Here is a 24,296-nt window from a genome sequence, read left to right as displayed (position 1 = left end):
AGGAATGTGATTCCGATCAACGCCATGCCCATTCTAGGCGAGTATCCATTTGGGCGAGGCCGTCGGTAGCGATTCTTACCGGCAAACCGCGCGCTTATCTTCATGGGTCGCGCTATCGCCAGCACTTCGAAATTCAGATTATGAGCGGCATAGACCCATCCTGATACCAATAGCCAGGATGTTACCTGGCAATCCTGTTGTGCCGGTTACATCGACACGGATCGATTTGCCTCACTTTGGGCTTCATTCATAAATTTCTCGAATCTATCTGCCGGCAACGGTTCGGAAAACAGATTGCCCTGCCCGTAATCGCACCCGGCGAGAGTCAGAAGATCGCGCTGTTCTGACGTCTCTATGCCTTCAGCGATCACTTTTATCCCCAGCTTATGTGCCATCACAATGATGGCCTCGCATAGTGCCAGATCGTCGGAATCCGGAGCCAGGCTTTGTACAAAGGACTGGTCTATCTTCAGGTGATCGATGTCGAATTTCTTGAGATAACTCAAGGAGGAATAACCGGTTCCAAAATCATCCATGGAAACCTCGATGCCAGCCTCCCTGAAGCTGCGCAACTTCGAGGTAACGTCGGGGCTGACGTCCATCAGCAAACCTTCAGTAATCTCGATTGCGATACTTTGCCCGGGCAACTCCAGTTCCTGTAAAAAATCAAGCCATGGCTTGTGGAGATCGACATTCTTGCGAAACTGCACGGGAGAAGTATTGATGCTGATCTGAAATGGAGCAGAGTGCGATGCACGCCAAACCTTGGCTTGCTGCGCTGCCATCCGAAATACCCAGTCGCCGATATCGATGATCATTCCGGTTTCTTCCGCGATGGAAATAAAATCGACGGGGCTTACGAGGCCGAGCTTTGGGTGGCGCCAGCGCAACAATGCTTCAGCCTTATGGACTCGCCCGGTTTCGAATTCCACGATGGGCTGATAGTGCAGTTGAAGCTGGTTGCCAGCCAGCGCGCTACGCAAGTCGCCGGCTAGGCGCATGCGGATCTGTGCAGCTTCCTGCAGTGTATGGGTGAAGTAGCTAAAGCAGTTCCGGCCCTTATTCTTGGCCGCATACATGGCTTGATCGGCATTCCTCACCAGGGATTCCGCGCCGGCGCCGTCATGCGGGTAAAACGTCACGCCGATACTGGCTGACACATAGGCTATCTCATCCCCTAATTTGAATGGTTCGGACATCCTGTGCAGGATGTCCCGGATGACACGATTGATACTGATGAGGCTTTTTAGCGACCCCAGGATCACGGTGAATTCATCCCCCCCAAGTCGCGCTACCTGATCGACGCCGCGAACGCAACTGCTCAGACGCCACGCCGCTTCCTTGAGCAAAAGATCGCCAACGTTATGTCCGTAGACGTCATTGACCGCTTTGAAATTGTCCAGATCCAGAAGAATCAAAGCTATCGATGATCCAAAGCGATCCGCTTTCTTGATTTCCTGCTTCAGCTGATTATGGAACATATGGCGGTTGGGCAGACTCGTCAGGGAATCGAAGTTGGCTTGCTGCCAGATCAGTTCTTCCGATTTCTTCTTCGCGGTGATGTCCGAGAACAAGGTTACCCATCGGTGGACCGAACCGTCGTCATTGTAGATGGCATTCATCGTGCGCCACTCGGTGTAGACATCCTTGTTCTTGCGCCAGCCTTCCATTTCTCCCTCCCAATAGCCGTTGGCCACGAGGGAGGTTTTCATTGCTAAAAGGGAAGACTCTCCTTGAAGACCGGCATTCAGAATGTCGGAACTCTGCCCCACGATTTCGTCCGACGTATAGCCTGTCACCCTGGTAAAGGCCGGGTTTACGGTGATGATGATATTTTCGGCATCGGTCACTATCATTGCCTCGCTGCTATTCTCAAATATCGCGATAGCCTGTCGCATGGATTCCTCGGTTTCCTCTCGCTTGCCGATATCCTGCTCGATTGCCAAAGCCATGGAGTTGAACGCACCGCCGAGCTCAGCCAGTTCGTTATGCGTTTCAATATGGCAGCGGGCAGCGTAATCGCCTTGTGCAATATTCATTACCTCGCTACGGAGTTGGGCCAATGGAAGCAGAACTGCGCGGCGAGCATAGAAAATCGTAGCAGCGACGGCAAGCATCGCGATAACGATGAGCGTCATTACTACCAGAATGTGGCGATGCAGGCGAGCAAGGCCATCCTTTACTTCCGCTTGCGTTCGTGTATCGAGCAAATCGGTAAATTGCCGGATAGGCGCGATGACGGCGGCTTTTTCGGCGATGTAGCGTTCTCCGAACAAAAGATCAATGAAAAGCTGCCGTTCAGGTGACCAGTGGTTTGTGAGCTTATCCTTGCCACGTGCCTGTATCTCGTCCACCGCGGCGATTGCCTGTTTCTCCAGTATGGTTAATTTATCGGACTTTATTTTGGCTTCCCACAGCAGAGCGGTCTCCTGCTTGTCGAGACCTTCGTTACGCATCATCTCGAACAAGGAAACAGGCTTGCCCAGCTCAGCACCGGCACTTTTTCCCACATCCGCAAGATGCCAGTAGGTGTTGGGATAATTTTGCAGGCGCGGCTTGATACCTTCCCGGATATCGAGAATATCGAAAAAATAATGCTTATAAATCGGATTTCCTGTGGTTACGTATGTGCGGGCCATGCGCGTGAGGTCTTCAGAGCTTTGAAACAACTCACCGGCAAGCAGCAAAGAGCGATAGCGGTGATCCTGGCTGGAAGCGACGTCATCGCGGATACCCAATGCCTGAAAAACCATTATTCCAATTGCACAAAGAAGCAGCATCAGGATGACAGTGAACAGCTTGGTAAAAAAACCAATTCTCATGAAATCATCCCCCACCTCGTCAAATTAGGTATTTGCAACTTTTGCTATCCTGTTTTTCTTGCATCGCAAGTGTTGTATGTAACGAAGCATGAGCATGCCCCGCCGCTCATATCTAAGCTGCATGGACAATAACGGCTGCAATGCAGGACTACTAAAGCCAATGGATAAATTTACCCCAAAGACGAGAATGATCACCTGCCGTCACGAAATGTCGCATCCGAGTGTTCAGGCAGTAACTCTTGTCCCCCTGCCGCCATCCATCCACATTGGTGGTTGCACCTCAATAGCCAAGGTTCCGCAATACCGGCCTTACCGCACCTGCGGAGGGCGCAATGACCAGCATGCGCCATGACTCGTCGGTATTTCTTACAATATGTGAAGTCGGCGCGGATTTATTTATTATCCATTTGATCCAACAAGTATTTTTTTTCTGGAATGATTTTTGCTTAACAAGGAATACTGACTCATCCCGGCATTTCATTCGATTACCTGACTTAGGCAGATCCAGCGCAAATGATTATTCCTTCCCCGTTCTCTTTTCCTTCCTCGCTCTCGGATGAGCATCTGGAACGGTACTTCCGGGTTATACGGGAAGGAATAGCTGTGCAGAGCCATTCCGACCTGTTGAGGTGGCTGCAGGGGGAAATACAGCATTATCTTCCCCATGAAATCATGCTCGCGGTCTGGAATGATGCTGGCACGAACTCTCTTCGACATGACCTTGTTTCTGTATTGCCCGGCGTCAGAACCGAGCATTTACATTCGGAAAATCTTTTGGCCTTGCAACGGGGGCTGTATAGCTGCTGGGTCGAATTGGGCAAGGCGCCCTACCGATTAAGCCTCGGCGCGTGTGGTTTTCGATTTGGAGACCGTGGGCCGCTATGCGCTTTTCGCGAAGCATTGCACGACATGCGGTCTCTGCTCGTACACGGCATCAGCGACGAACGCGGGGGCCAGGACTGCCTCTATGTAATATTCAGTTCAACCGACAACCGCAATGATTCCCCGCTGGGCGCAATGGAGAACCTGCTACCTTATCTTGACACTGCATTGCGCCGGGTCCAGCCCCTGGCTCGCCGGAATAGCCCTGCGCCATCCCCGGCAGATGCGTCGCAAAACAGCGAAAGTTACAGGCTGAGTACGCGTGAAGTCGAAATACTGGATTGGGTCAGGGCGGGCAAAACGAATGCCGAGATCGCCTCCATCCTGACGATCAGCATTTATACAGTTAAAAATCATTTGCGGCGCATTTTCAAAAAGCTGGATGTTTACAACCGGGTGCAGGCCATTTCCAAGACTGGCCCGACACAAATAGCTGAAGCCGGTTCGGAGCTTTCCCTTCAGTCCGTTTCGACTTCAAAACACTAAAGCCCATGCGACATCAAGTATTGAACCTGAATCCGGCAGTCCGCTTGCAGCTTATGGACAAGGGTCATTCATCATCCCGCCCAACCAACAACCTATTTGGCTATTGGGCCTCGGCTTCGCCATCGGTCTGCATCAAACCTTTCTCCAGCGGTCCAATGGGTCTTGTTCTATGGCTCTTAAGCATGGTCAATAGCACTAGAGAGCTATCGCACTCAACCCGTCGGGCTATTTCATCTTCCTGCTTTTATGCCAATAATAACAACTGAAGCAATGGGTTTAGCTCGAGAGCCGCCATAGAGTAAACCGGTGGTCTTCTCGCTGGGCCGTCCGACGTTGCGCAGCGTCGGACCACTCATGGTGCGGAGCGGTTCATGGGACGTCTCTGCTGACAGCACTTGACGTAAAAGTATTACGAAAAACCAAAAACCCTGGGTAGCACCTGATCGGAATTATTTCTGCACATGCTTGAAATATTACGCAAACCCTGCAACTGAAAAATTTAGGAGATAAAATAAAATGAACAAAAAAAATAAATTCTTTTCCACGATACTCGCAACATTGGTTGGCGCGGCCATCTGGATACCGTCTGCACAAGCAGCTTTCATACTTGACACTAAAATAGGAGAGGCTCTTCTTCCTAATTCTGCAGATGCGACTGAGCTTGCCGCCATGGAAGGTTTTGCCGGTGTCAGTCTGGTACAGGATGCCAAGATCAGTAACCAGTCGTTCACCGCTTTTGAGAATGGTGCAGGTTCAGGTCAATGGTACCTGGATATCAACCCGGACACCCCGGGTTATTTTCTTTTGAAATTCGGCACCGGTAACGACAAAACTATCGCGAATACTTATTTCTTTCAAAATATCGGGGAGATGACAAAACTGGTATGGTCCAACGAGCAGGTGAATTTCCTTTCCGGAGGAGGCACCATCAACGGCAATATTGGTAAGCTGAGTCATTACGTGACGTATGACCCCACGTTTCACCAAACTGGCGAGATCCCGGAACCCGCAACCCTTGCCTTGGTTGGGCTCGGCCTTTTCGCTATCGGGGCCATACGCAGGCGTAAATCATAAAGCTCGTGGAATGCACGGACGAAAAAACCCGCTTCAGCGGGTTTTTTTGTTATTGCAGATACCGCCGAACCTTGTAGAACTTACCAAAGCGCAAAGTAATTCGGGCCGCTTCAGCTGCTTCAGCTATTGCCTATCGATCCATGCGCGCGCTTCCACGCCAGCAGCTTCACCCGCCTGGTCCTGATCAGACAGAGGTTCGACAAAGCTTTCATAAACAACGATTCCTTTGTCATCAAGAATCCTGTAACGGCCGTTCCAGAGACCGGTGGTATCGTCGTGATCGGCACCGGCAACAATACTGTATCCTTTATAATTGGCATTCATATCCTCTCCATAAGTAGTAGGTGTATGAAGAAATAATAGTCAAGTTTCACTGAAACATCCACGCTCAAAATGAATACCTGCCTCTGTGGCCAGTCACATCATCGCAATGGCTGTTTTCTGCCTCGACTCTATTACAGTCTCAATTGAAGGACTTCGCATTTGGAAGGTAACGGGGGTGAATGCGGGAACGGGATGTGAATCGCTAATCCGCGTTTGCAACACAGATATCCCGGCCGCAGTGCAGCAGACAGTACAGCCGGAAACAACGTATAGCGTGCCGCTAGCGGCTATTAGTCGAGCTTTACCATCGGCGCGCGTGTTGGCCATGCACCGCGTCCGATCACCTTCGAACCATTGAATATTACATAGCTCTGGCGACCATAGTGCGGTAGCGGCCGCGTTAGCGCAGCGAGAGAGGCGATGTCCCGCGCGGATATCACCGCGAGTGTCACGCCATCGGGACGGCTCACCGTCCAGGCTTGCGCCGAACCTTTGTCGCGCACGATGTCAGGCCGCGCAGGCAATCGATGTCTTGCAAGCCAGGCATCCACCTGCTCTTCGAGGCCGATCACCAGCGTCGGCACCGCTGGTGGCGTCTCCGTGCCCGAAGCCAGTATTGGGGTGCGGTGTTGAAGTTTTTCCGCCAGCGTTCCGGCAGTGCTGTGCGCATCCCCGCTTTCAGGAAGCAGAATGGTAGCAGCTGTCCGGTCCACCATCACCTGCCGCAGGATCGGCGGAGCCTCATCGGGCATCAAGCGCCGGAACAACCGTAAATCCGGATCGAGCGTCACCTGCAGCGGTTGGGCGCCAACGTCAAGCATGAATACCTGACGCGTCTTATCAAGGTCAAGCGTGTGAAATTCCTCGCCCCCGGCGGTACGGACCGCGACAGGTACACTTAACCGGTATGCAGGTTCCGCTTGCTCGAGCGTCACCTTGACACGATGATGTCCGGCAGCCGCCGAGCCGGGCTTTGCGCGCCCTGCTTCCGCAATGCGGATAACCGGCGCCCCTCCACGGGTGAGCCACTGGTCGAAGAAAATACTCAGATCCTTCCCCGATGCTACCTCGAACGCGCGCTGCAAATCCATCCATGATGCGATGTGGAAGCGTTGCTCCTGCCAGAATGCCTGGAGAGCACGATCGAAAGTTTCGCGCCCGAGCATATCGCGCAGCATGAGGAAGACCATTGCCGATTTATTGTAACCAACTATCTGGGTCGCCCCATGCGTACGCGAGGTGAATGTGCTGAGCGGCGCGTCCTGCCCGGATGACAGCGCGGCGAAATCACGTAGCCATCCGCGCCGCATGTCCAGCGCGGCTTCGGGATTTTCACGCTCTTTATACGCGTAATCCGCCATGAAGGTGGTCAGCCCCTCTGACCAGTTGCCGTGTGCGTAGTCGGGGTAGACGCCGTTTCCCCACCAGTTATGCAGCACCTCGTGGCCGAGCGACGTGTAACGAATGAATGGAAGCCGCAGCACCTCCGTCCCAAGATAGGTGAGCGTCGGCATGCCGAAGCCTGTCGGCGTAGGGCTGGAGACGACACTGAATTCGGTAAATGGATACTCGCCGATCCAGGATTCGTAGAGATCGATATAGCCCTTTACCGAATCGAGATATCCAAGTGCAAGGTCTGCGAGCTGCGGGTGGAAATAGGTCCGCAACTGGATGGGCTTGCCGCCGGCGCCGCTCATCGTACGCGTTTCGACGCTATAGGGGCCGGCCATGAGGTCGATACCGCCGGTCGGTGCCAGAAACTCAAAATGTGCACGGTATCCGTCGGCCGATTCGGACTCTTCCACCAGGCGGCCTGGAACAATCGCCCGTTGCCCGGGAGGAAGCTTGATGCTGACGCGATAACTGGCGAGTTTCCCTGCAATGTATGGATACCAGCCGCTTGAATCAGGCAGGAAGGTTCCGGCCTCGCTACTGGCCGGCTCGTCCCGCCCCAGCGTCTGAGCATGATCGAGCGAAGTATCGAGCGGCGTCAATTCGCCGCGCCAGCGAACCTCGATACGGCGCGGCAGGCCCTTTTCGTTGAAAACCCGCCAGGCCCGGACTTTTCCCATACTCGCGGCCGGCCCCAGCGATGTGCCATTGACCTGCGCACTCAGCACGCCGAAACGACGGCCCAGCACGAGAGTCAGTTCTTCCGACGAATTCGCCATGATGACGCTGCGACCCTCGATACTGTGCGCCACCGGATCTATTCGAACCTCAATTTCATAGGTGATCTCAACGGCATCGGCCGCCTCGGGGGATGTGGCGGATGCAGCGGATGCGCTGTTTGAAATAAGCGCCGACAGAATCGAAAGCAGGAAACAGACGATGCTTCCATGGATATTCAAACTATGCCGCCCTGTCATCAACTTTATCATTCGCCTCCCTTCAGCATCGCCGGAAACTTGGCGATACTCTCGATTGTATCCCCGCCGCGCTTCAATTTGAGCGGCAGCCACGTTCCCGGGGCCTGTCGTTTGACTATTTCGACAATATCATCCATTTGCTTGACCGGCACACCGGCGGCTTCCCTGATCACGTCGCTCTCGCGAATACCTGCCGCCTCGGCAATACTTCCCTTCTCTACCTGCAGTATGCGCGCGCCACCATCCTGTGCCATTTCAAAGCGGATGCCAAGGCGCTGCCGTGGACGTTCATGCGATGCCACCGATGGCAATGCAACACCGAATACCGCATCGGCCAGCCCCACGGCAATCTGTCCGCAAGCGGTACCGCTATTCCAGGGGAGCAACGTGCCAACATCGGTCACCCCCAGGTCTTTCAGTTGGTGAGGAACGCCATAACCGTATTTGATATGCCCCGAACCCATGATCCCGATGACGAGAGGACGCTCTGTGCGGCTCGCCGCTGAATTCAACGCTTGAGCCATGGCGCGGTCCCAGAGCTGCTGGCTCTCGACGAAGCGCCGGAAATTCGGATTATCACGACTGGCCTCGCCGTTCTTCCTGCCGCCACGCTCGTGCTCGCTGTAAATCGGCAATAGATAGTCGAGATAAGCCGTGCTCGGTGCGGCGGGAGCCATCACGCCTTCGCGTTCATGCTCCGGCACGCCGGCGAAACCTTGCGCCGAAACCGATTTTCTCAAACGCGTATCGATATTGAGTGCCAGCATCGGTATTCGGTTCATGCGTGCAAAACGGAATAATGGCAGGTAGAGATTCGCGTCCGTGCTCCAGACGGCATTCCAGTCCGAGGCAGCAAGAAACTGCGATTCGGTAAGCTCGCCCGCTACCCATTGGTCCAGCGCCTTCTGTACGCGCCTCGGAAACATTTCAAATCCGATCACCATGTCCGGCCGCAACGCATGCAACGCGGCCAGCGTCTGTAATTGCCAACGATGATGCTCGGGGTTGTCGTGCATCTCACCCAGCAGCACGACCGAACGCCTGGCAGCGCGATTGATGACTTCGGTGCCGGATATTTTCCCGTCACCGGGCACGATCCAGCTCCCGGCCGGCACACAGTCCAGATTATCCTTGCCAGCGGTTTTCGTTTGCGCCGACACGATATCAAGGGAGAGGCCGGAGGCAATCAATGCGAGACCAACGTATGCGGATAAGGGAGCAAAGATAGCACTCCGAAAGATCTTCAAGCGGGATATTCCTTCATCGAACCCTCCTTTTCATATCCAAACTATCCGGCTCAGCAAGCACCGGCACCGCGGGCGTCGCCATGCTCATGGCTCACCCCATCCATTTACGTGCATTCCTGAACATCCGCATCCATGGTGCGTCCTCTTTCCAACCGGGATGCCATGAATGCTGGACAGCACGAAAGCCACGCTCCGGGTGAGGCATCAGTATGCTGAAACGCCCGTCTGCTGTCGTCACGCCGGTAATACCTTGAGAAGAACCACTGGGATTAAGCGGATAAATCTCGGTGGGTATTCCGTGATTATCCACGAAACGCAGCGTAACCAGCGACGAGATTAACGAGGTTTCATTCTTATCGGTGAATTCAGCACGACCTTCACCGTGCGCAACGACAACAGGCATCCGGCTCCCCACCATGCCGTCGAAAAACAGCGAAGGACTTCGCTGGACCTCCACCATGACCAGACGTGCTTCGAATTGCTCGGATTTATTTGTCACAAACCTTGGCCAATGCTCAGTCCCCGGAATGATTTCATGCAGATTGCTCATCATTTGGCAGCCATTACATACGCCCAGCGCAAAGGTATCATCCTGCGAGAAAAAAGTTTCAAACTCATCGCGGGCACGCGCGTTGAACAGGATGGAGCTGGACCATCCTTCCCCCGCCCCGAGCACGTCGCCATATGAAAAGCCGCCGCAGGCGGCGAAGCCCTTGTAATCACCCAGGGAAACGCGCCCTGCAATGATATCGCTCATGTGTACGTCCGTCGCATCAAACCCGGCACGATCAAAAGCTGCGGCCATTTCGACGTGGCCGTTCACGCCCTGCTCGCGTAAAATCGCAATCCGGGGTCGGGCGCCGTGAACGTAGGGCGCGGCGATGTCGTTATCGACATCGAAGCTCAACCGCGCATGCAAACCCGGGTCACGGACATCGAGTATGCGATCGTACTCCTGTTGAGCGCACTCGGGGTTATCGCGTAGCTTCTGCATCCGATAAGTCGTCTCCGACCAGGCGCGATGCAACTCGACACGCTTTTCCGAGAATACCGGCTTGTTGTTGCGCAGAAACCGGATTTCATCCCCGTCATTGACGCTACCGATAATAAAGCTCAGGTTGCGCAAACCTTCCGCCGATAGAATATCCAGCACATGCTGGCGCTGTGCCGTCTCTATCTGGATCACCGCGCCCAATTCCTCGTTGAACAGCACCGACATGATGCGCTCCAGGAATCTTCCACCCAGCGCTTCCGGTTTCAATTCGCTGCCATCGATGTCGTTCGCCGCCGCATCGAAACACAACTGATCCAGATTGACCGTTATACCCATGCGCCCTGCAAAAGCCATCTCGCACAATGTGACAAACAGCCCGCCATCCGAGCGGTCGTGATAGGCAATTATCCTGTTTTCACGATTCAGGCGTTGTATGGCGGCGAAGAACCCTTTGAGTCGCTCCGCACCCTCCACTCCAGCCATGTCCGGCGCATCATTGCCCACCTGTTTATAAACCTGGGCCAGCGCCGAACCGCCCAGGCGGTTTCTGCCCGCACCGAGATCGATCAGGATCAGTTCGGTCTCGCCGCAATCCATGCGCAATTGCGGCGTGAGCGTTTTGCGCGCATCCGCCACTCTCGAAAATGCAGAAACGATCAGCGACAAGGGCGCAATCACCTCTTTTTTGACTTTCGCGTCCCCGAGACCGGCTTCCGCTTCCCACACCGTCTTCATCGACATCGAATCTTTGCCCACCGGAATGCTGATTCCCAACCGGGGACACAATTCCATCCCTACCGCCCGCACCGCATCGAACAGGGCTGCATCTTCGCCAGGATGCCCCGCCGCGGCCATCCAGTTGGCGGAAAGCTTGATTTCTCCGATATGTTCAATCAGCGCTGCCGCCATATTGGTGATGGCTTCGCCTACCGCCATGCGGGCTGAAGCGGCTGGATCAATCAGCGCCACCGGCGTACGCTCGCCCACCGCGAATGCTTCGCCCAGATAGGCGCGGTAACCCATCGACGTCACCGCCACATCCGCTACGGGGACCTGCCACGGCCCCACCATCTGGTCACGCGCAGTCATTCCCCCCACGCTGCGATCGCCGATGCTGATGAGGAAAGTCTTGTCCGCTACCGCCGGCAATCGAAGCACGCGGAATGCCGATTCTCGGAGATCCAGGCCCGCCACATCAAATGGCGCCAGCGTTTTGTTGATATGTGTCGCTTCCCGGGTCATTTTTGGCGGTTTGCCCAGCAGTACGGAGAGATCCATATCCACCGGCCGATTGCCGAATGCCGGATCAGCCACGACAAGCTGCTCGAGCGCCGTTGCGGTACCCACTACTGCGAATGGGCAGCGTTCCCGCGCGCAAATCGCCCGGAACGACTCCAGCGATTCAGGCCTGATCACAAGCACATAACGTTCCTGCGCCTCGTTACTCCAAATCTGCATCGGCGACATGCCCGGCTCTTCCGACGGAATATCACGTATATTGAAATAACCGCCCCGTCCGGAATCGTGCAGCAGTTCGGGCAACGCATTCGATAAACCGCCCGCGCCAACGTCGTGAATCGAAAGAATCGGATTAGGCTCGCCCCGTCTTTCCAGTTGCCAGCAATTGTCGATGACTTCTTGCGCGCGCCGTTCCATTTCCGCATTGCCGCGCTGCACTGAATCGAAATCGAGACTCTCGGTATTTGTTCCTGTATCCATGCTGGAGGCCGCACTTCCACCAAGGCCGATCAGCATTCCAGGCCCGCCCAGTTGAATGAGCAGCGCGCCGGCTGAAAATTTTTCCTTGAAAGAATGCTGCTCGGCAATGTGGCCGATGCCTCCGGCCAACATGATGGGCTTGTGGTAACCGCGCATCTCGCCGCCGACGGATTCCTCGAATGTGCGGAAGTATCCCGCCAGATTGGGCCGCCCGAACTCGTTATTGAACGCCGCGCCACCGATGGGGCCTTCAAGCATGATTTGCAGAGCTGATGCGATCCGCGCTGGCCTGCCGTAAGAATGATCCGTTCCCGCTTGCGTGTACGCTTCCCAAGGTTGGATAAACCCCGGGATATTCAAATTGGAAACCGAGAAACCGCTGAGCCCGGCCCTTGGTTTGGCACCGCGTCCGGTGGCCCCTTCGTCGCGGATCTCCCCACCCACACCGGTCGCAGCGCCCGAAAAAGGCGAAATAGCAGTGGGATGATTATGCGTTTCCACTTTCATCAGGATGTGTGTCTGCTCATCGGCATAACCATATGCATTACCCTTGCCGGGATAGAAGCGCGCGATTTTCGCCCCCTGTATGACGGACGAATTATCGGCATAGGCCACCACCGTGCCTTGCGGATGCTGCTGGTGGGTATGGCGAATCATCGAGAATAGCGATCTCGTTTCGGGCTTGCCGTCTATCACCCAGTCAGCGTTGAAAATCTTGTGGCGGCAGTGCTCCGAATTGGCCTGGGCAAACATCATCAATTCCACATCGGTGGGATTGCGTCCAATGCGCATGAAATAGGCTGCGAAATAACCGATTTCATCGGGTGAAAGCGCGAGCCCCATTTCGTCGTTGGCCTTTTCCAATGCCGCTTGCCCGCCTGCCAGCACATCCACTGACTGGAGCGGCGCGGGGGCAAAATGCCTGAATAAACTCTCTGCCGCATCGAGCGAGTCCAGCACCGCCTCAGTCATACGGTCGTGTATCAATGCGGCCAGCGCGCCTTTGGCATGGGTGGAAAGCTCGCCCGCTGCCTGATCTACTGTGTGGAAATGAAAGACGACGCCCCGCTCCAGCCTTTCCACCGCCTCCAACCCGCAATGGCGGGCAATATCGGTCGCCTTGGTCGACCATGGCGATATGGTGCCGGGGCGTGGCACCACCAGCAGAAAATTGCCTTGGAACAATTGGGTTTGTGATGCCCCAACCTCTGTCGTGGATATCTTTTCTGACGAACACTTGAGCAGCCTGCGAAGAACCGCAGTTTCATTCTCGCGCAGATCGCGCGTCACTGCGCAAAAGTACCAATATTCTGCATAAATATGGGAAACTTGCGGAGCGGTAATTTTAAGGGTTGCCGCCAGTTTTTCCAGGCGGAACGGGGAAAGTGCGCTACCACCGCGAAGTCGAAGCATTCGATAACCTGAACCGATAAATTGAGACGGTCATTTTACACGAGAAGGCAGACTGCCCGTAGCTGGGGAAGCTTTAACCCAGATAATTCATTAGGCGGCTCTGCGAGCCTACCCGAGTGTTGGCGGTCAGTTTGCGGCCATTTTCGCCGCTTGCTCGGCGTCCATAGACCATGCTATGGACTTCTCCCAACCGGCAAAACTGTCTCGCAACCTGCCTCGCCATCATCTCGCGTCCTAACGGATTATCTGGGTTTAAAAAGGGGTGCTTACTCTTTTAAGGACTGGCTTGCTGCCATAAGGTGTCCTCAAGGAAAATATTGCGCAGCTTTGCAATTCATTATGCAAGCTGATACACAAGAATCAAATTTCCTGAAACGTCATGTAATGACGGGATCAGGTTTATAGATACCTGGACAGTCGATACCATGAACCCACCAAAACATGATAATTCCAGCGCCGTTTATCTCGCCGCCGAGATCCGGGAGATCGAGCAACTTGCGGCCGCTTTACCCGGGTGGCCCCAACTCATGGAGAAAGCCGGTTTGGCCGCAGCCGAAATTGCGCGAGAGAAACTTCTGACCGCCGGCAAAACGAGAGCGCTGGTGCTCGCCGGCCCGGGCAACAATGGTGGCGATGCCTTCGTCGTGGCCCGCCATTTGCATGGATGGTGGTACAAGGTCACACTGGTGTTTACCGGTGAGCGCAAGAATCTTTCGGACGATGCGAAACAGGCATTGAACGCCTGGCTCGCCGCGAGCGGCGAGGTGCTCTCTGAAATCCCTGAAAATGAAACGTGGGATGTCGTAATAGACGGCTTGTTCGGCATTGGTCTCGATCATGGGGATGGGCGAAACCTGGCGGCCAGATATCTCGACCTTGTCGAGGCGGTCAACGGCATGAATCTGCCGGTGCTCTCACTCGACATTCCCAGCGGCCTGGGCAGCGATACCGGCACGGTGCATGGTGCCGCCATCAGGGCCGCCATAACCGTTACGTTCATCAGCCTCAAAGCCGGTCTTCTGACCGGGCATGGCCCCGAGTATTGCGGGGAAATATTTGTACGCGATCTCGGTCTGGATGTTTCATCGCTGAAAGAGCCCAGCTCATGGATGATGAATCAGGCGTATGTACAACAATTATTGCCGCCACCCCGTCCCTCGAATAGCCATAAAGGCATGTTCGGCAGCATCGGCATCATCGGCGGCTCAGCCGGAATGGTCGGAGCGGTACTTCTGGCAGGAATCTCGGCGCTGAAGCTGGGCGCAGGCCGCGTCTATCTCGGGTTGATTGCCGGCAACGCGCTCGGTGTAGATCCTGCACAGCCTGAATTGATGTTGCGTCCTCCCCATGATTTATTCAAACTCGATAACCTGAACTGCATGGTTGTCGGCCCCGGGCTGGGCAGGGAACCAGACGCCAGCTTCTGGTTGAGCTGCGCGCTGGAATCAGACTTGCCGCTCGTGCTGGATGCCGATGCTTTAAACATCATCGCAACCGATTCCAGAATTGCCGGCCTGCTCAAGGCACGCAAAGCACGCAAGGCCTCTTCCATTCTTACGCCTCACCCTGCTGAAGCCGCACGCCTGCTGAATACCGATATCTCAGCAATTCAAAACGACCGCATGACCGCGGTGGCAAATCTTGCAACCCGTTTCAATTGCTGCGCCGTGCTGAAAGGTGCCGGCAGCATTTGCGCCGAACCCGGCGGCAAACGGTACATCAACGCCACCGGAAATCCGGGTTTAAGCAGCGCGGGTACGGGGGACGTATTGTCCGGCATTGCCGGCGCTTTTCTGGCACAGGGACTCAGTCCGGAAAATTCCTTATTGCTCTCGGTCTATCTGCATGGCGCTGCAGCGGACGCATTGCAGAAACAACATGGCGGCCCGATGGGGATGATCGCGTCGGAAATCCCGAATGCCGCCCGGACCCTGGTTAATCAATGGATCTATGACGGCGGAGTGCTGCCATAGCACTTCTATCGGACGAATTTCCGGATAAATCGCTTACGTTCGGTAGCCCACGGAAGAACGTCGGAATACCGAGTATATCGTACGAACATATCCCTTCAGACTACACATAAAGCAGCCTGATCGCCCGCATCAGTCAGCGGGGGCTGCGCCTGAACGACGGCGCAACCGGGATATTTCCAAAACTGGCGGTAACCGACCGTAACGCGTAATCAGGAGGCTATCATGGCAAATCAATTTTTACTGAAGGGGCATCATATCGAGGTCAAGTATACGGTCGGCATCACGCCCGGCTTGATAGCGCTCACCTATAAAGAGGGATCGGTTTCCCGGGATTTCAAGACAAGCGAAATTACCACCGATCAAACAGCGCTTGGTTCACTTGTCTCGGTTCCGCTGGCAAGGTCGGTTGACACAGGGGGCACGATTTTCGCTTTTTTTCTGCCGAATATCGAAGTTGCGCGAGGACAGACAGCCGACTTCACGACCGTCGCCATCCGTGAAGAATTCAGCGGACCCGACTCGGTGCCGCATCGACCCACAACCTGGCAAACCTTCGTAATGCATGGTACGGCACAAAGTGTAATAGTGCCGCTCTAGCGCGGCTGGCAGCGGCCAGCGCGCTCTGACTCCCCGACGTAATCAGACGTGCTTCAGCCCTGGAGACAACTGTATGGACATCCGCCACAATCATCGGGACCTGAGCCCAGCGCAAAAAACAGCGTTTGTCAACGCTGTGCTGGCGTTGAAGAATAGCGTCGATAGCGTCCTGCATCCAGGGGTACAGAAGCGGTATGACGACTTCGTGGAAGTACACAAGAATGCGATGACCGGACCGGCAATGTTCGAGCCGATGCCCCATGGTAGCTCACTCTTTTATCCGTGGCATCGTATTCTGCTTCGGCAGTTCGAACTCGCTCTTCAGGCCGCCGCCAACGATTCTTCGATCATGCTGCCCTATTGGGACTGGAATTATTCCAGCACGAGCAATCCGTTTACGCCTGACTTCCTGGGAGGGGATGGCGACGAAGCTCAGGGAGGCCGTGTCACGATCGGCCCATTCGCCTTTACTACCGGCAAATTCCCGGTGCGCGTATGGGATGATCCCTCTGGAGATCCGGGACTCCGACGCGAGTTCGGGGAGGATTCAACCGCCTGGTTGCCAACCTCCAGCGACATCTCGGCGTGCGTAGCCAAGACGCCGTATTGGCCTGGACCTTCCGGCTTCGAAAGTGTTTCGGAGGGCGTGCTGCACAATCCCGTCCATCGGTGGGTCGGCGGAAACATGGCCGACGCGAGTTCTCCAAACGATCCTGTCTTCTTTCTGCACCACGCGTTCCTGGATATGCTCTGGGAGCGATGGAAGCAACAGCATCCGACGATACCGCCATATACTCCTGCCAGCGGCACCCCAGGCCGAGACCTGAATTCCACTCTTGTGTTCAACGCATCGAACGCGCCATCGCCGTGGACGCAGTCGTGGACGGTTCGACAGGCTCTTGACCCGCACATGCTAGGGTACAGCTACGCGTGATAGTACGCGGCATGCATCGCCGTGTACGCCAAATCAACATCCATTCATTGCTGCCAGGAACTTCCGCGCCATTTGCTGCGCACAAACCTTTCAGTGCACCCGATATCGCTTCCACATCGACGGTTTGATGGATGGGCTTGAGGGGGAGCATTCCTGGTCTTGCGAACTTCCCGCATTACCGATTAATGCTCAACGCGCCGTGCAGGGTCAAGGGTAAACGATCAGATACCGGTTTTTTGTCTAATGGATGATAGCGTCATTTCCAGACCAGGAAACACACACCATAAATTCCCTCACCAAACCTGATCCGGTCCTCACGCAAGCGTGGATGGCGAAAAATGGCTATATGTAAAATCATCAATAAATTCATTCGATTACTACGCATCAGATTGCTTTTCTGGGTAGCAATGCATAGGTCTTAAATTTACTGAAGCTGGATAATATCTGACATTCACAATGACGTTTACGTATTACTTCGTTAATAACCTACCTCTTCTAAATTTGACTGTCATATGGTCAGCTATTAGAATGAGCGACTTTTTTTGGCAACCCTTATGGTCAGTTGGATGTTTAACATACTGTTTCAATCCCCACGCTCGTGAAAAGTTTCGTGAGAACCCAATTATTCGCTCGCTGGAAAATTTTATGGGCTTCGAATATATTCCGAAATGCGAATCGAATGGCAGGTCAGGCTCGAAAGAAAACGACGCTCATCTCGATGATCAGAGATGAGAAAGGCATCCTCGAAACTTTTTGCGCACATGCCTTATCCTTGTTCGATCGAATTATCCTTATTGATCACCTCTCTTCTGATGGCACGAGAGAATATATAAAACTCCTGTCGGAAAAACACCCGAATATCGAATATTATTTCTTCGACGAACCCGGCTATTATCAGTCCGAATTAATGACCTGGGCTGCAAAAAATCTTGTGAATAACAAAGCACCGGGATGGGTATTCTTTCTCGATGCAGACGAGTTTTTGCCGTTTAAATCAAAGGAGGAGTTCGATCGCAAGCTTTCACAGCTCGGCTCATCCCCGGTAATTTTCATGCCATGGCTTAATCTGGTACCGCTGGATATGGAAAGCGGCCGCGTGATCAACCAATTTTTTCTGAAACCGCCCAAGCCTTCGCGCCATCGCAAGATCGCGTTCCAACCCAGCCTCATTCCATCGAGCGACTATTTTGTCGTACAGGGTAATCATGCGTTCTTCATAGGAACCAACTCTTCGAAAGTGAAATTTCCCGCAAGAAAAAGTTTTCCCATTTATCACCTGCCGATAAGAACAAAACGCCAACTCCAGAAAAAAATTCTGAACGGAGTGAAGTCATACCGGCACATGGGCCGCGATCGTAATGGCAAAATAGGTTCTCATTGGGATGAAATTCATCAAATCATGGAAGACACCAGCCTTACGAACGAAATGATGGCTGGAATTGCGGCTCAATATAGCGACACGTTGCATCCGCCTTATGAAAGAAGTCTTGATGAGCTACGGAAAGAGGGTTATAGCGAATTGCGGATGGAGATATGTTTTTCAAGGCCCATGATTTCCTTCGATAGCATCGCCAAGGGCCGGAAAGACGGGGTTATCGGCGAAAACGATGATTCTTCCAGTCAATCGGCAAATCACCGGAAGATAGATTTCAATCGATCGACGCGTTCCGTGCAAATTGCTAAAGAACAGGACCTCAATTAGACCTCTATTGCGGAATCGGGGATAACGATGCAAGCCTATGGTGGAACCGGACCTGTTGATTTGCGCAGCAGCTGATGGTGGTGGCAAGCCATAATTGTCAGGACTTGTCGATCTGCACATTCCGATTACGTTTTTTGTATAATTTCCTGAAACGGGATTTAAGTTCATTTAAATGAACCAATGAAGAAAAGCGCATCGAAAGCTTATTTTTCAAAAGGGAGACCTTGAGAGCGGCAAGCCATATGCCGGCTATTTTCCTTTCCGAGCCCATCTCGATAATTTCCTTCAGGGGGGGAAGTTGGGAGACTCTCCTCGTTCGAATTCGAAGAATCTGCCAAACAGTGGGCGGGCAAGACAATGATTCAGGCAAAGGCGCGCCCACCGCGAGAAAATTCATTTTGGTGCGCAAGCACTTTTCGCAGATACCGCAGTTCTTGCCGGTCAATGGCCCTTGCCAGCAAACGCGAAGATTGCGCAAACCTGTCGGCCAGTCAGTAATACCTTCCGCCTTTTCCGTCCGGGAGAATTCCGCCCCATCACAGACCACTTTGAAATCGCTGCTTGACAGCATGGCATAGACAATCGGATTGCCTCCCCACGGAAGAGTGATCAGTCTGTAATCATCATCCGAACCCAGCAGCGCTGTGCCGGCCATTCCTTGCCAATGCCGCAAACATGTGGAAACGCCTGCCCCAAACTCTAAATTCCAGTTCATGGAGGTTTGAGCTCTCCAGTTGGTTTTTATGACAGCGAGGGGAACACCTAAAGACCTTAACGACTCCGCAGCAGTTTTATAGGTCGTCTCAAATGCCTGATGCGCGTCGAGCGGTATATCGAAACCATGGATCAGAACACCCGCAATCAGTTTTTTGTTTCTACGCCCGACTTTTCCGGAGACATGCCTCCATGCCGTAAACGAGGCGTCGAGCCCTCCTGAAAACGCAGCAACTGCCTGGCCGCTGATAACAAACGAGGACGGATCATAGGGAGTGCGTACTTCCTCCGCTGCGCTGATGCTTATACGCTGGTACAGGTCAGGACGCCAATTGACCCAGGAAACGACCAGGTCTTCCAGGTTTTCCAGTAGCGATGCGCTTACCGGGCCATCAATATGCAGGTGCTTCCCGTGATGCATGGCAAAAAACACCAACCCGGTAGCTGCTATATCGTGCACAGTCAACCTTGGGGGAAGTATGGAATCGTCTCCTGAAATATCCCACCAGATCTCCTTATCATCAAATTTCACCGTTCGCTTGACACTACCACGCGAGCGCGTCTCGGAAAGGGAGACTTTCAGGCTATGTTTTTTCACGAATGGATTTTTTAATTTTATGCTCCTGTACGGTTTTCAGCAGGATTGGCGGAGCGTGGTGCAACTCATCATCTGGTTATGCTCACGCCCTGCCAAGGCAACATCGCTGATATTCGGTTGCGGTTAATGTGTCGTGTTGCGTAGTCTTGATGGGTTGCGCTACGCTCCGCCAATCCTACCCAAGCTTCGCAGGTTCCTCGGGCGACCCTTCAGGGTACCGTTCCATTCCTCCAGGGAGTCGCAACGCAGCCATGTGCTGCAAAAACCGTGCGATTCCCCGTAGCGGCCTCACCCGGAATAAAAAAGAAAGGTCGCGATGCATAACACAGTGTAGTGGAAAAGTGCTTCATACAGAGCATACAGGCTCGCGCGAAATGGGTAGGTCGGGCTCCGCCCGACAATCGAAAAAACAATGTCGGGCGGAGCCCAACCTACCTGCAGAGATTTGGAGCTGTGAGGTGCGGCGCACAGAGGAACCATTGACATGCAGTCTATAATAGTAAATGGTGCAATGTAAAAATTAAAAATGCCGACGAGGATATGCAACGCCCGAAGCGCATTTGATGAAAACGCTTCGATTCCATCAACCAAAAAGGAGAATCTCAATGTCAGTACTCGTAACCCATCTCGCGCCCGACTTTACCAAGCCCGCTGTCCTGCCGGATGGTACGTTCAATGATACTTTCAATTTCCATACGGAAATTTCCGGCAAATACGCCGTGCTGTTTTTCTATCCGCTCGATTTCACTTTTGTCTGCCCTTCGGAGATTATTGCTCACTCACATCGGGCGGAAGAGTTCCGCAAACGCAACGTAGAAGTGATCGGCGTATCCGTTGACTCCCAATTCACTCATTATGCCTGGCGCAATACCACGGTGGACAAGGGTGGCATCGGTCCTGTGGGCATCACCCTGGTAGCCGATGTGGGCGGCGATGTCATGCACGCGTATGGCATCAGCCATCCGGATCACGTTGCGCTGCGAGCCTCCTTCCTGATCGATAAAAGTGGTGTCGTGCGCCACCAGGTCGTCAACGATCTGCCGCTTGGGCGCGACGTGGATGAAATGCTGCGCATGGTAGATGCATTGCAGTTCCATGAAAGCCACGGCGAAGTCTGCCCCGCCGGATGGAAAACTGGAGATCCTGGCATGAAGCCGAGCCCTGAGGGGGTAGCAGAATATTTAGGTGCTCACGGCTCGGCGCTGTGAAGCATCGTGATGTGTTGCACAACACTATACGGCAAGGAGATGCTGCGAAAATGAATAGCCCCGCTGTGCTGCCGGTTATGGGATAGACGTAGCCACCACCCTGCCGATTCTTGCAATCCCAAAGGAGAAACTCATGGACTTCGATAAAGACAAGGCGATCGCATTGCTGAACAAGATCATGGAACTGGAACTCGCCGGGGTGGTACGTTACACGCACTATTCATTGATGGTCTATGGCTACAACCGCATTCCTGTCGTCGCATGGCTCAAGGAGCAGGCCGAGGAAGGATTGCTGCACGCGCATAAGGCCGGCGAACTTGTTACGCTGCTGGGCGGATATCCGTCACTTTCGATCGGGCCTCTGCTCGAGACACATCACCACGACATCGGCGATATCCTCAGGGAATCCCTGGCTAATGAAAAGGAGGCATGCGCCGCCTATTACCAGTTGCTGGAGGTGACACAGGGCAAATCGGTGCTATTGGAGGATTATGCAAGGGGCCTCATCGTCGAGGAAGAGATGCATGCGGATCAGGTCAACAAGATGCTGCGCAGAACCGGCAGAACCGGGGTTTATGAGGCGCCCCAGAGCGGATCGCAGCAGCCATAAACGGCAATCGGGACCTCCTTCTCCAAAGCAAGAGAGGGGGCATGGCAGGGTAATTTTCACGCTGGACGAATCAGCCAGCGTGAATGCAATCTTCCTTCGCTCAAATCGAATCGGCAAAAAAAGAAATGGAATTACTCGCTATTCCCCGTACTGCTATCCACCATGCCGCTTAACTGAATCATCAAGTCAATCTCACTTTCCTCCTCACTCGGAATATCGCCGGATAGATGGGATTCCAGCAACTCACGAAGTGCGGCCAGAGGACTGGTATCAGGTGTATCGCCGGATTCGGCCGACTGCAAGGCCGCTTCGGCTGAACCCAGGCCCGTCCCTTTAGCCCGGGTAATCGTTCGGTACCTTTTATATATACCCATGTGCCTGATCCGGGTGTACCCAGGATGCCAAAATTTTAACTGCCAACTTCAACTGAGGAGCCCGATGATGGTGGAGAAATTCTTGAAGGGTTCACAAGGAATTTTTTCCCGCCATTCCTGGCACTGATTGACATGAAGTCGTATCATTTTTACTCAGCCAAAACGTTTTTTCCGGATTTTGACTTTTGATGTGGCGAGATAACCGCGTCGGTCCAATCTGGGAGAACCTCCCAGGTCATCCTGGACATTAACCGATGATCCGCGAAGGTCGGCGTGGCTTTCGCCTGCGGTGCCGAGGCTGTCAAACATTGCAATGATTGGGTCGGCGCTAAAGTTTCTGCGCCCTGGTATGGCGCGTCTTTACCGAGCAGGGCCGGCGCCAGTCTGTGTGTTCTCTGCTTCTGTCGATAACAGCTTCACTAACGCGGGTAATAAGGGATACATGGTGCCTCCTGTGATAAACAGCGCTGCTCAAGATGATTTGCGAACTGATCAGAATGTTCAGGTTACCCGAAATAGATGACGTTACGATGAAGCTTTATCCAGGTTTGAAAAAACAACGGAACTTGCGACTTACTTCAGTACCCTGGCCTGCTGTCGATAGCTGAGCGGTTGAATAATTGATATAAAAACCGGGGGCAGAAAATTGTTCCTGCTCGGCCCACCTGCCGGTCGATATTTTATCCCCGTCCCGAATATTCGAATGTTATCGGCTCCAGCATTGGCCGCTCGCATTCATCCCGCATCAGTGCGGCAGTTTCTCCCAATGCGATTTCCTGGAGGCGGCAACGCATATTCAACACCCCATTGCCGGACTCGAAAACACCACAGGTATGCAAGGGTTCGCGGCTCGCCTTATATCGATCAGACGCCACGTTGGGCGCTACGTCAGACCCCACGTTATTCATCACCGCCACCGGCAGATGCGGGTAGCGCCGTCTCGCTTCCCGTATCCATTGCAGCAGAGTCACCTGTTGGGTGCAATCCTGCACCGCCCCATCGACAAGGACCATATCGTATGCGCCCAGATCCGGCTCGGGGAAGCTTTCCAGCGATTTCCGCTCGAGCCTGTGTTTTGACTTCTCAAGCAATAGTTGCAGAATTCGACGGGTATCCTGCTTTTCCCCCATCAGCAGAATATTCATGCTGCCTCCCTTTGTGCATGCTCTGGAAGTGTGCCGAACAAGGAAAACTCCGTGATCGCATCGATCTCGATATAACAAGCCACCGTCAAAACCCGACCGATCTTGATAGGCGGCCCTATTCTTGAGACATTAACGCCAAGCTTGCGTATCAACCTCTCGACCGCGACGGTAGTCACGGTTACGTAACGCTTGATGCCGTTGTGCCGGGCAAAACGGAATAGCGTCTGCATCATCTTTACGGGGATCTCGCTGAAGCCGAAGCCCGCGCTTTCGTATTTCGGTACCGTCACGGCGAATCGGCTTAATTCCCACACATCGGCTTGCTGCGGTGCCGGCTGTCCGTGCAATAGCTGAGGGAAAGTATCCTTCAACATGTTGGGCCCCATGGTCGGAAGCAAACGCCAGCAACCCAGCACCTCATCTTCATCTCCTTTCGCCAGGACATACACCGGATTGGCATGATCGAACTCATCATGCTCCATGCCGTTATCGTCGGTGACTTCCCAGCCCAGCCGCTCATGAAAAACCTCATGCCTCAGCCGATACATTCCCGCCACTGCCCGTTGGTCCATTGAGCCGTTTCCGTGTTGCGCAAGCATTATCTGTCCCATTGTTTTCACCCGTCGTTTGGTTGATGACGGTGCTATGAAACAACGGAACCCAAACCTAGAATAGCTGTAGAATCTTACAGGCGAAAGGAAGAAATACCCGCTGTAACCGTTAGTTGTAGCGGGTTTGCGGCGTTAGCACAGACCTTTATTCGAGGGGCTTTTTCGGGAGAATTAGTGGTAAAAACGAGCTTGGATAAGGTGCCTTTCGGCAATTGTATTGCTGTGATGTTTCAGATTTTCGCCTGGGTTCGATGCCGTTATGAAAATTTTGCAATGAAACCTGCACGGACGCGATGATGGTCGATGTCGGCTTTGGAAAACACTTGAAAAAGGCGAGGAAAACGAAGACGCGAGTGAGCGTTTTTTGGGGAAACCGGCAAAACAGAGGTGTGAGCAGCAAGGTGCAAGGCGCAATAATTGCAGCGCATTGCGCCTTGCAAAGAGCTCCGTCAAGTTTTCTGTCGGGAGATCGTTACCGTAACAGCGCAGCAATTTTTGAT

17 protein-coding genes are annotated in these 24,296 nt (G+C 53.7%); 8 read left to right on the top strand and 9 right to left on the bottom strand.

Going from position 1 to position 24,296, the window contains the following annotated elements; translation table 11 throughout:
* Positions 1–206: 206 nt before the first annotated feature.
* Positions 207–2,822, bottom strand: a complete 2,616-nt coding sequence (locus tag F822_RS10390) for a bifunctional diguanylate cyclase/phosphodiesterase (protein WP_025041684.1) — start codon at positions 2,820–2,822, stop codon at positions 207–209.
* Positions 2,823–3,335: 513 nt separating this feature from the next.
* On the opposite strand from F822_RS10390, the gene epsA reads away from it, so the two are divergent.
* A complete protein-coding gene (gene epsA, locus F822_RS10380) occupies positions 3,336–4,190 on the top strand; it encodes an XrtB/PEP-CTERM-associated transcriptional regulator EpsA (RefSeq protein ID WP_025041685.1) in 855 nt (284 codons plus the stop codon).
* Positions 4,191–4,706: 516 nt separating this feature from the next.
* Complete coding sequence (locus tag F822_RS10375) at positions 4,707–5,264, top strand: PEP-CTERM sorting domain-containing protein (RefSeq protein WP_025041686.1); 558 nt, start codon at positions 4,707–4,709, stop codon at positions 5,262–5,264.
* A 123-nt stretch (positions 5,265–5,387) separates the two neighbouring features.
* On the opposite strand, the gene F822_RS10370 is transcribed toward F822_RS10375, so the two are convergent.
* The 4 genes from F822_RS10370 to purL form a co-directional block, all read right to left on the bottom strand.
* A complete protein-coding gene (locus F822_RS10370; RefSeq protein ID WP_025041687.1) occupies positions 5,388–5,588 on the bottom strand; it encodes a hypothetical protein in 201 nt (66 codons plus the stop codon).
* Positions 5,589–5,878: 290 nt separating this feature from the next.
* Positions 5,879–7,969 carry a M1 family metallopeptidase gene (locus F822_RS10365; protein ID WP_231623480.1) on the bottom strand — a complete coding sequence of 697 codons (2,091 nt, stop codon included), beginning with the start codon at positions 7,967–7,969 and terminating at the stop codon, positions 5,879–5,881.
* On the bottom strand, positions 7,966–9,204 hold the full coding sequence (locus tag F822_RS10360; protein ID WP_025041689.1) for a ChaN family lipoprotein: 1,239 nt from the start codon (positions 9,202–9,204) through the stop codon (positions 7,966–7,968). The genes F822_RS10365 and F822_RS10360 overlap by 4 nt, the downstream gene beginning before the upstream one ends.
* Before the next feature lie 91 nt (positions 9,205–9,295).
* Positions 9,296–13,330: a phosphoribosylformylglycinamidine synthase gene (gene purL, locus F822_RS10355; protein WP_025041690.1), complete on the bottom strand. Its 4,035-nt coding sequence runs from the start codon at positions 13,328–13,330 to the stop codon at positions 9,296–9,298.
* Between the two features lie 425 nt (positions 13,331–13,755).
* Between purL and F822_RS10350 the strand changes: the two genes are divergently transcribed.
* The 4 genes from F822_RS10350 (at position 13,756) to F822_RS10335 (ending at position 18,536) form a co-directional block, all read left to right on the top strand.
* A complete protein-coding gene (locus F822_RS10350) occupies positions 13,756–15,303 on the top strand; it encodes a bifunctional ADP-dependent NAD(P)H-hydrate dehydratase/NAD(P)H-hydrate epimerase (RefSeq protein ID WP_025041691.1) in 1,548 nt (515 codons plus the stop codon).
* A 222-nt stretch (positions 15,304–15,525) separates the two neighbouring features.
* On the top strand, positions 15,526–15,900 hold the full coding sequence (locus F822_RS10345) for a hypothetical protein (protein WP_025041692.1): 375 nt from the start codon (positions 15,526–15,528) through the stop codon (positions 15,898–15,900).
* A gap of 73 nt (positions 15,901–15,973) precedes the next feature.
* Entirely contained in the window at positions 15,974–16,834 is an 861-nt protein-coding gene (locus tag F822_RS10340) for a tyrosinase family protein (RefSeq protein ID WP_025041693.1), read from the top strand.
* 679 nt (positions 16,835–17,513) lie between these two features.
* On the top strand, positions 17,514–18,536 hold the full coding sequence (locus F822_RS10335) for a glycosyltransferase family 2 protein (protein WP_025041694.1): 1,023 nt from the start codon (positions 17,514–17,516) through the stop codon (positions 18,534–18,536).
* Positions 18,537–18,633: 97 nt separating this feature from the next.
* Here F822_RS10335 and F822_RS10330 read toward each other — a convergent pair whose 3' ends face one another.
* Positions 18,634–19,848 carry a hypothetical protein gene (locus F822_RS10330; RefSeq protein ID WP_025041695.1) on the bottom strand — a complete coding sequence of 405 codons (1,215 nt, stop codon included), beginning with the start codon at positions 19,846–19,848 and terminating at the stop codon, positions 18,634–18,636.
* A gap of 605 nt (positions 19,849–20,453) precedes the next feature.
* On the opposite strand from F822_RS10330, the gene F822_RS10320 reads away from it, so the two are divergent.
* Positions 20,454–21,056 (top strand): peroxiredoxin, encoded by a 603-nt coding sequence (locus F822_RS10320; RefSeq protein WP_025041697.1) that lies wholly within the window; start codon positions 20,454–20,456, stop codon positions 21,054–21,056.
* A 133-nt stretch (positions 21,057–21,189) separates the two neighbouring features.
* Positions 21,190–21,666, top strand: coding sequence for a ferritin-like domain-containing protein (locus tag F822_RS10315; protein WP_025041698.1), 477 nt, complete (start codon positions 21,190–21,192; stop codon positions 21,664–21,666).
* Positions 21,667–21,797: 131 nt separating this feature from the next.
* On the opposite strand, the gene F822_RS10310 is transcribed toward F822_RS10315, so the two are convergent.
* From F822_RS10310 to F822_RS10300, 3 genes are all read right to left on the bottom strand, one after another.
* Entirely contained in the window at positions 21,798–22,040 is a 243-nt protein-coding gene (locus F822_RS10310; protein WP_025041699.1) for a hypothetical protein, read from the bottom strand.
* 680 nt (positions 22,041–22,720) lie between these two features.
* Positions 22,721–23,185, bottom strand: a complete 465-nt coding sequence (locus tag F822_RS10305; RefSeq protein ID WP_025041700.1) for a hypothetical protein — start codon at positions 23,183–23,185, stop codon at positions 22,721–22,723.
* Positions 23,182–23,757 (bottom strand): acyl-homoserine-lactone synthase, encoded by a 576-nt coding sequence (locus F822_RS10300; protein ID WP_025041701.1) that lies wholly within the window; start codon positions 23,755–23,757, stop codon positions 23,182–23,184. The genes F822_RS10305 and F822_RS10300 overlap by 4 nt, the downstream gene beginning before the upstream one ends.
* Positions 23,758–24,296 lie beyond the last annotated feature (539 nt).

This window comes from Nitrosospira briensis C-128 (assembly GCF_000619905.2).
Lineage (GTDB): Bacteria > Pseudomonadota > Gammaproteobacteria > Burkholderiales > Nitrosomonadaceae > Nitrosospira > Nitrosospira briensis.
This window is presented reverse-complemented; position numbering and strand designations above follow the sequence as displayed.

Coding starts and splice junctions, on each gene's coding strand:
- F822_RS10390 (WP_025041684.1), bottom strand. CDS start 2,822: ATGAGAATTGGTTTTTTTACCAAGCTGTTCACTGTCATCCTGATGCTG.
- epsA (WP_025041685.1), top strand. CDS start 3,336: ATGATTATTCCTTCCCCGTTCTCTTTTCCTTCCTCGCTCTCGGATGAG.
- F822_RS10375 (WP_025041686.1), top strand. CDS start 4,707: ATGAACAAAAAAAATAAATTCTTTTCCACGATACTCGCAACATTGGTT.
- F822_RS10370 (WP_025041687.1), bottom strand. CDS start 5,588: ATGAATGCCAATTATAAAGGATACAGTATTGTTGCCGGTGCCGATCAC.
- F822_RS10365 (WP_231623480.1), bottom strand. CDS start 7,969: ATGATAAAGTTGATGACAGGGCGGCATAGTTTGAATATCCATGGAAGC.
- purL (WP_025041690.1), bottom strand. CDS start 13,330: ATGCTTCGACTTCGCGGTGGTAGCGCACTTTCCCCGTTCCGCCTGGAA.
- F822_RS10350 (WP_025041691.1), top strand. CDS start 13,756: ATGAACCCACCAAAACATGATAATTCCAGCGCCGTTTATCTCGCCGCC.
- F822_RS10345 (WP_025041692.1), top strand. CDS start 15,526: ATGGCAAATCAATTTTTACTGAAGGGGCATCATATCGAGGTCAAGTAT.
- F822_RS10340 (WP_025041693.1), top strand. CDS start 15,974: ATGGACATCCGCCACAATCATCGGGACCTGAGCCCAGCGCAAAAAACA.
- F822_RS10335 (WP_025041694.1), top strand. CDS start 17,514: ATGGCAGGTCAGGCTCGAAAGAAAACGACGCTCATCTCGATGATCAGA.
- F822_RS10320 (WP_025041697.1), top strand. CDS start 20,454: ATGTCAGTACTCGTAACCCATCTCGCGCCCGACTTTACCAAGCCCGCT.
- F822_RS10315 (WP_025041698.1), top strand. CDS start 21,190: ATGGACTTCGATAAAGACAAGGCGATCGCATTGCTGAACAAGATCATG.
- F822_RS10310 (WP_025041699.1), bottom strand. CDS start 22,040: ATGGGTATATATAAAAGGTACCGAACGATTACCCGGGCTAAAGGGACG.
- F822_RS10305 (WP_025041700.1), bottom strand. CDS start 23,185: ATGAATATTCTGCTGATGGGGGAAAAGCAGGATACCCGTCGAATTCTG.
- F822_RS10300 (WP_025041701.1), bottom strand. CDS start 23,757: ATGGACCAACGGGCAGTGGCGGGAATGTATCGGCTGAGGCATGAGGTT.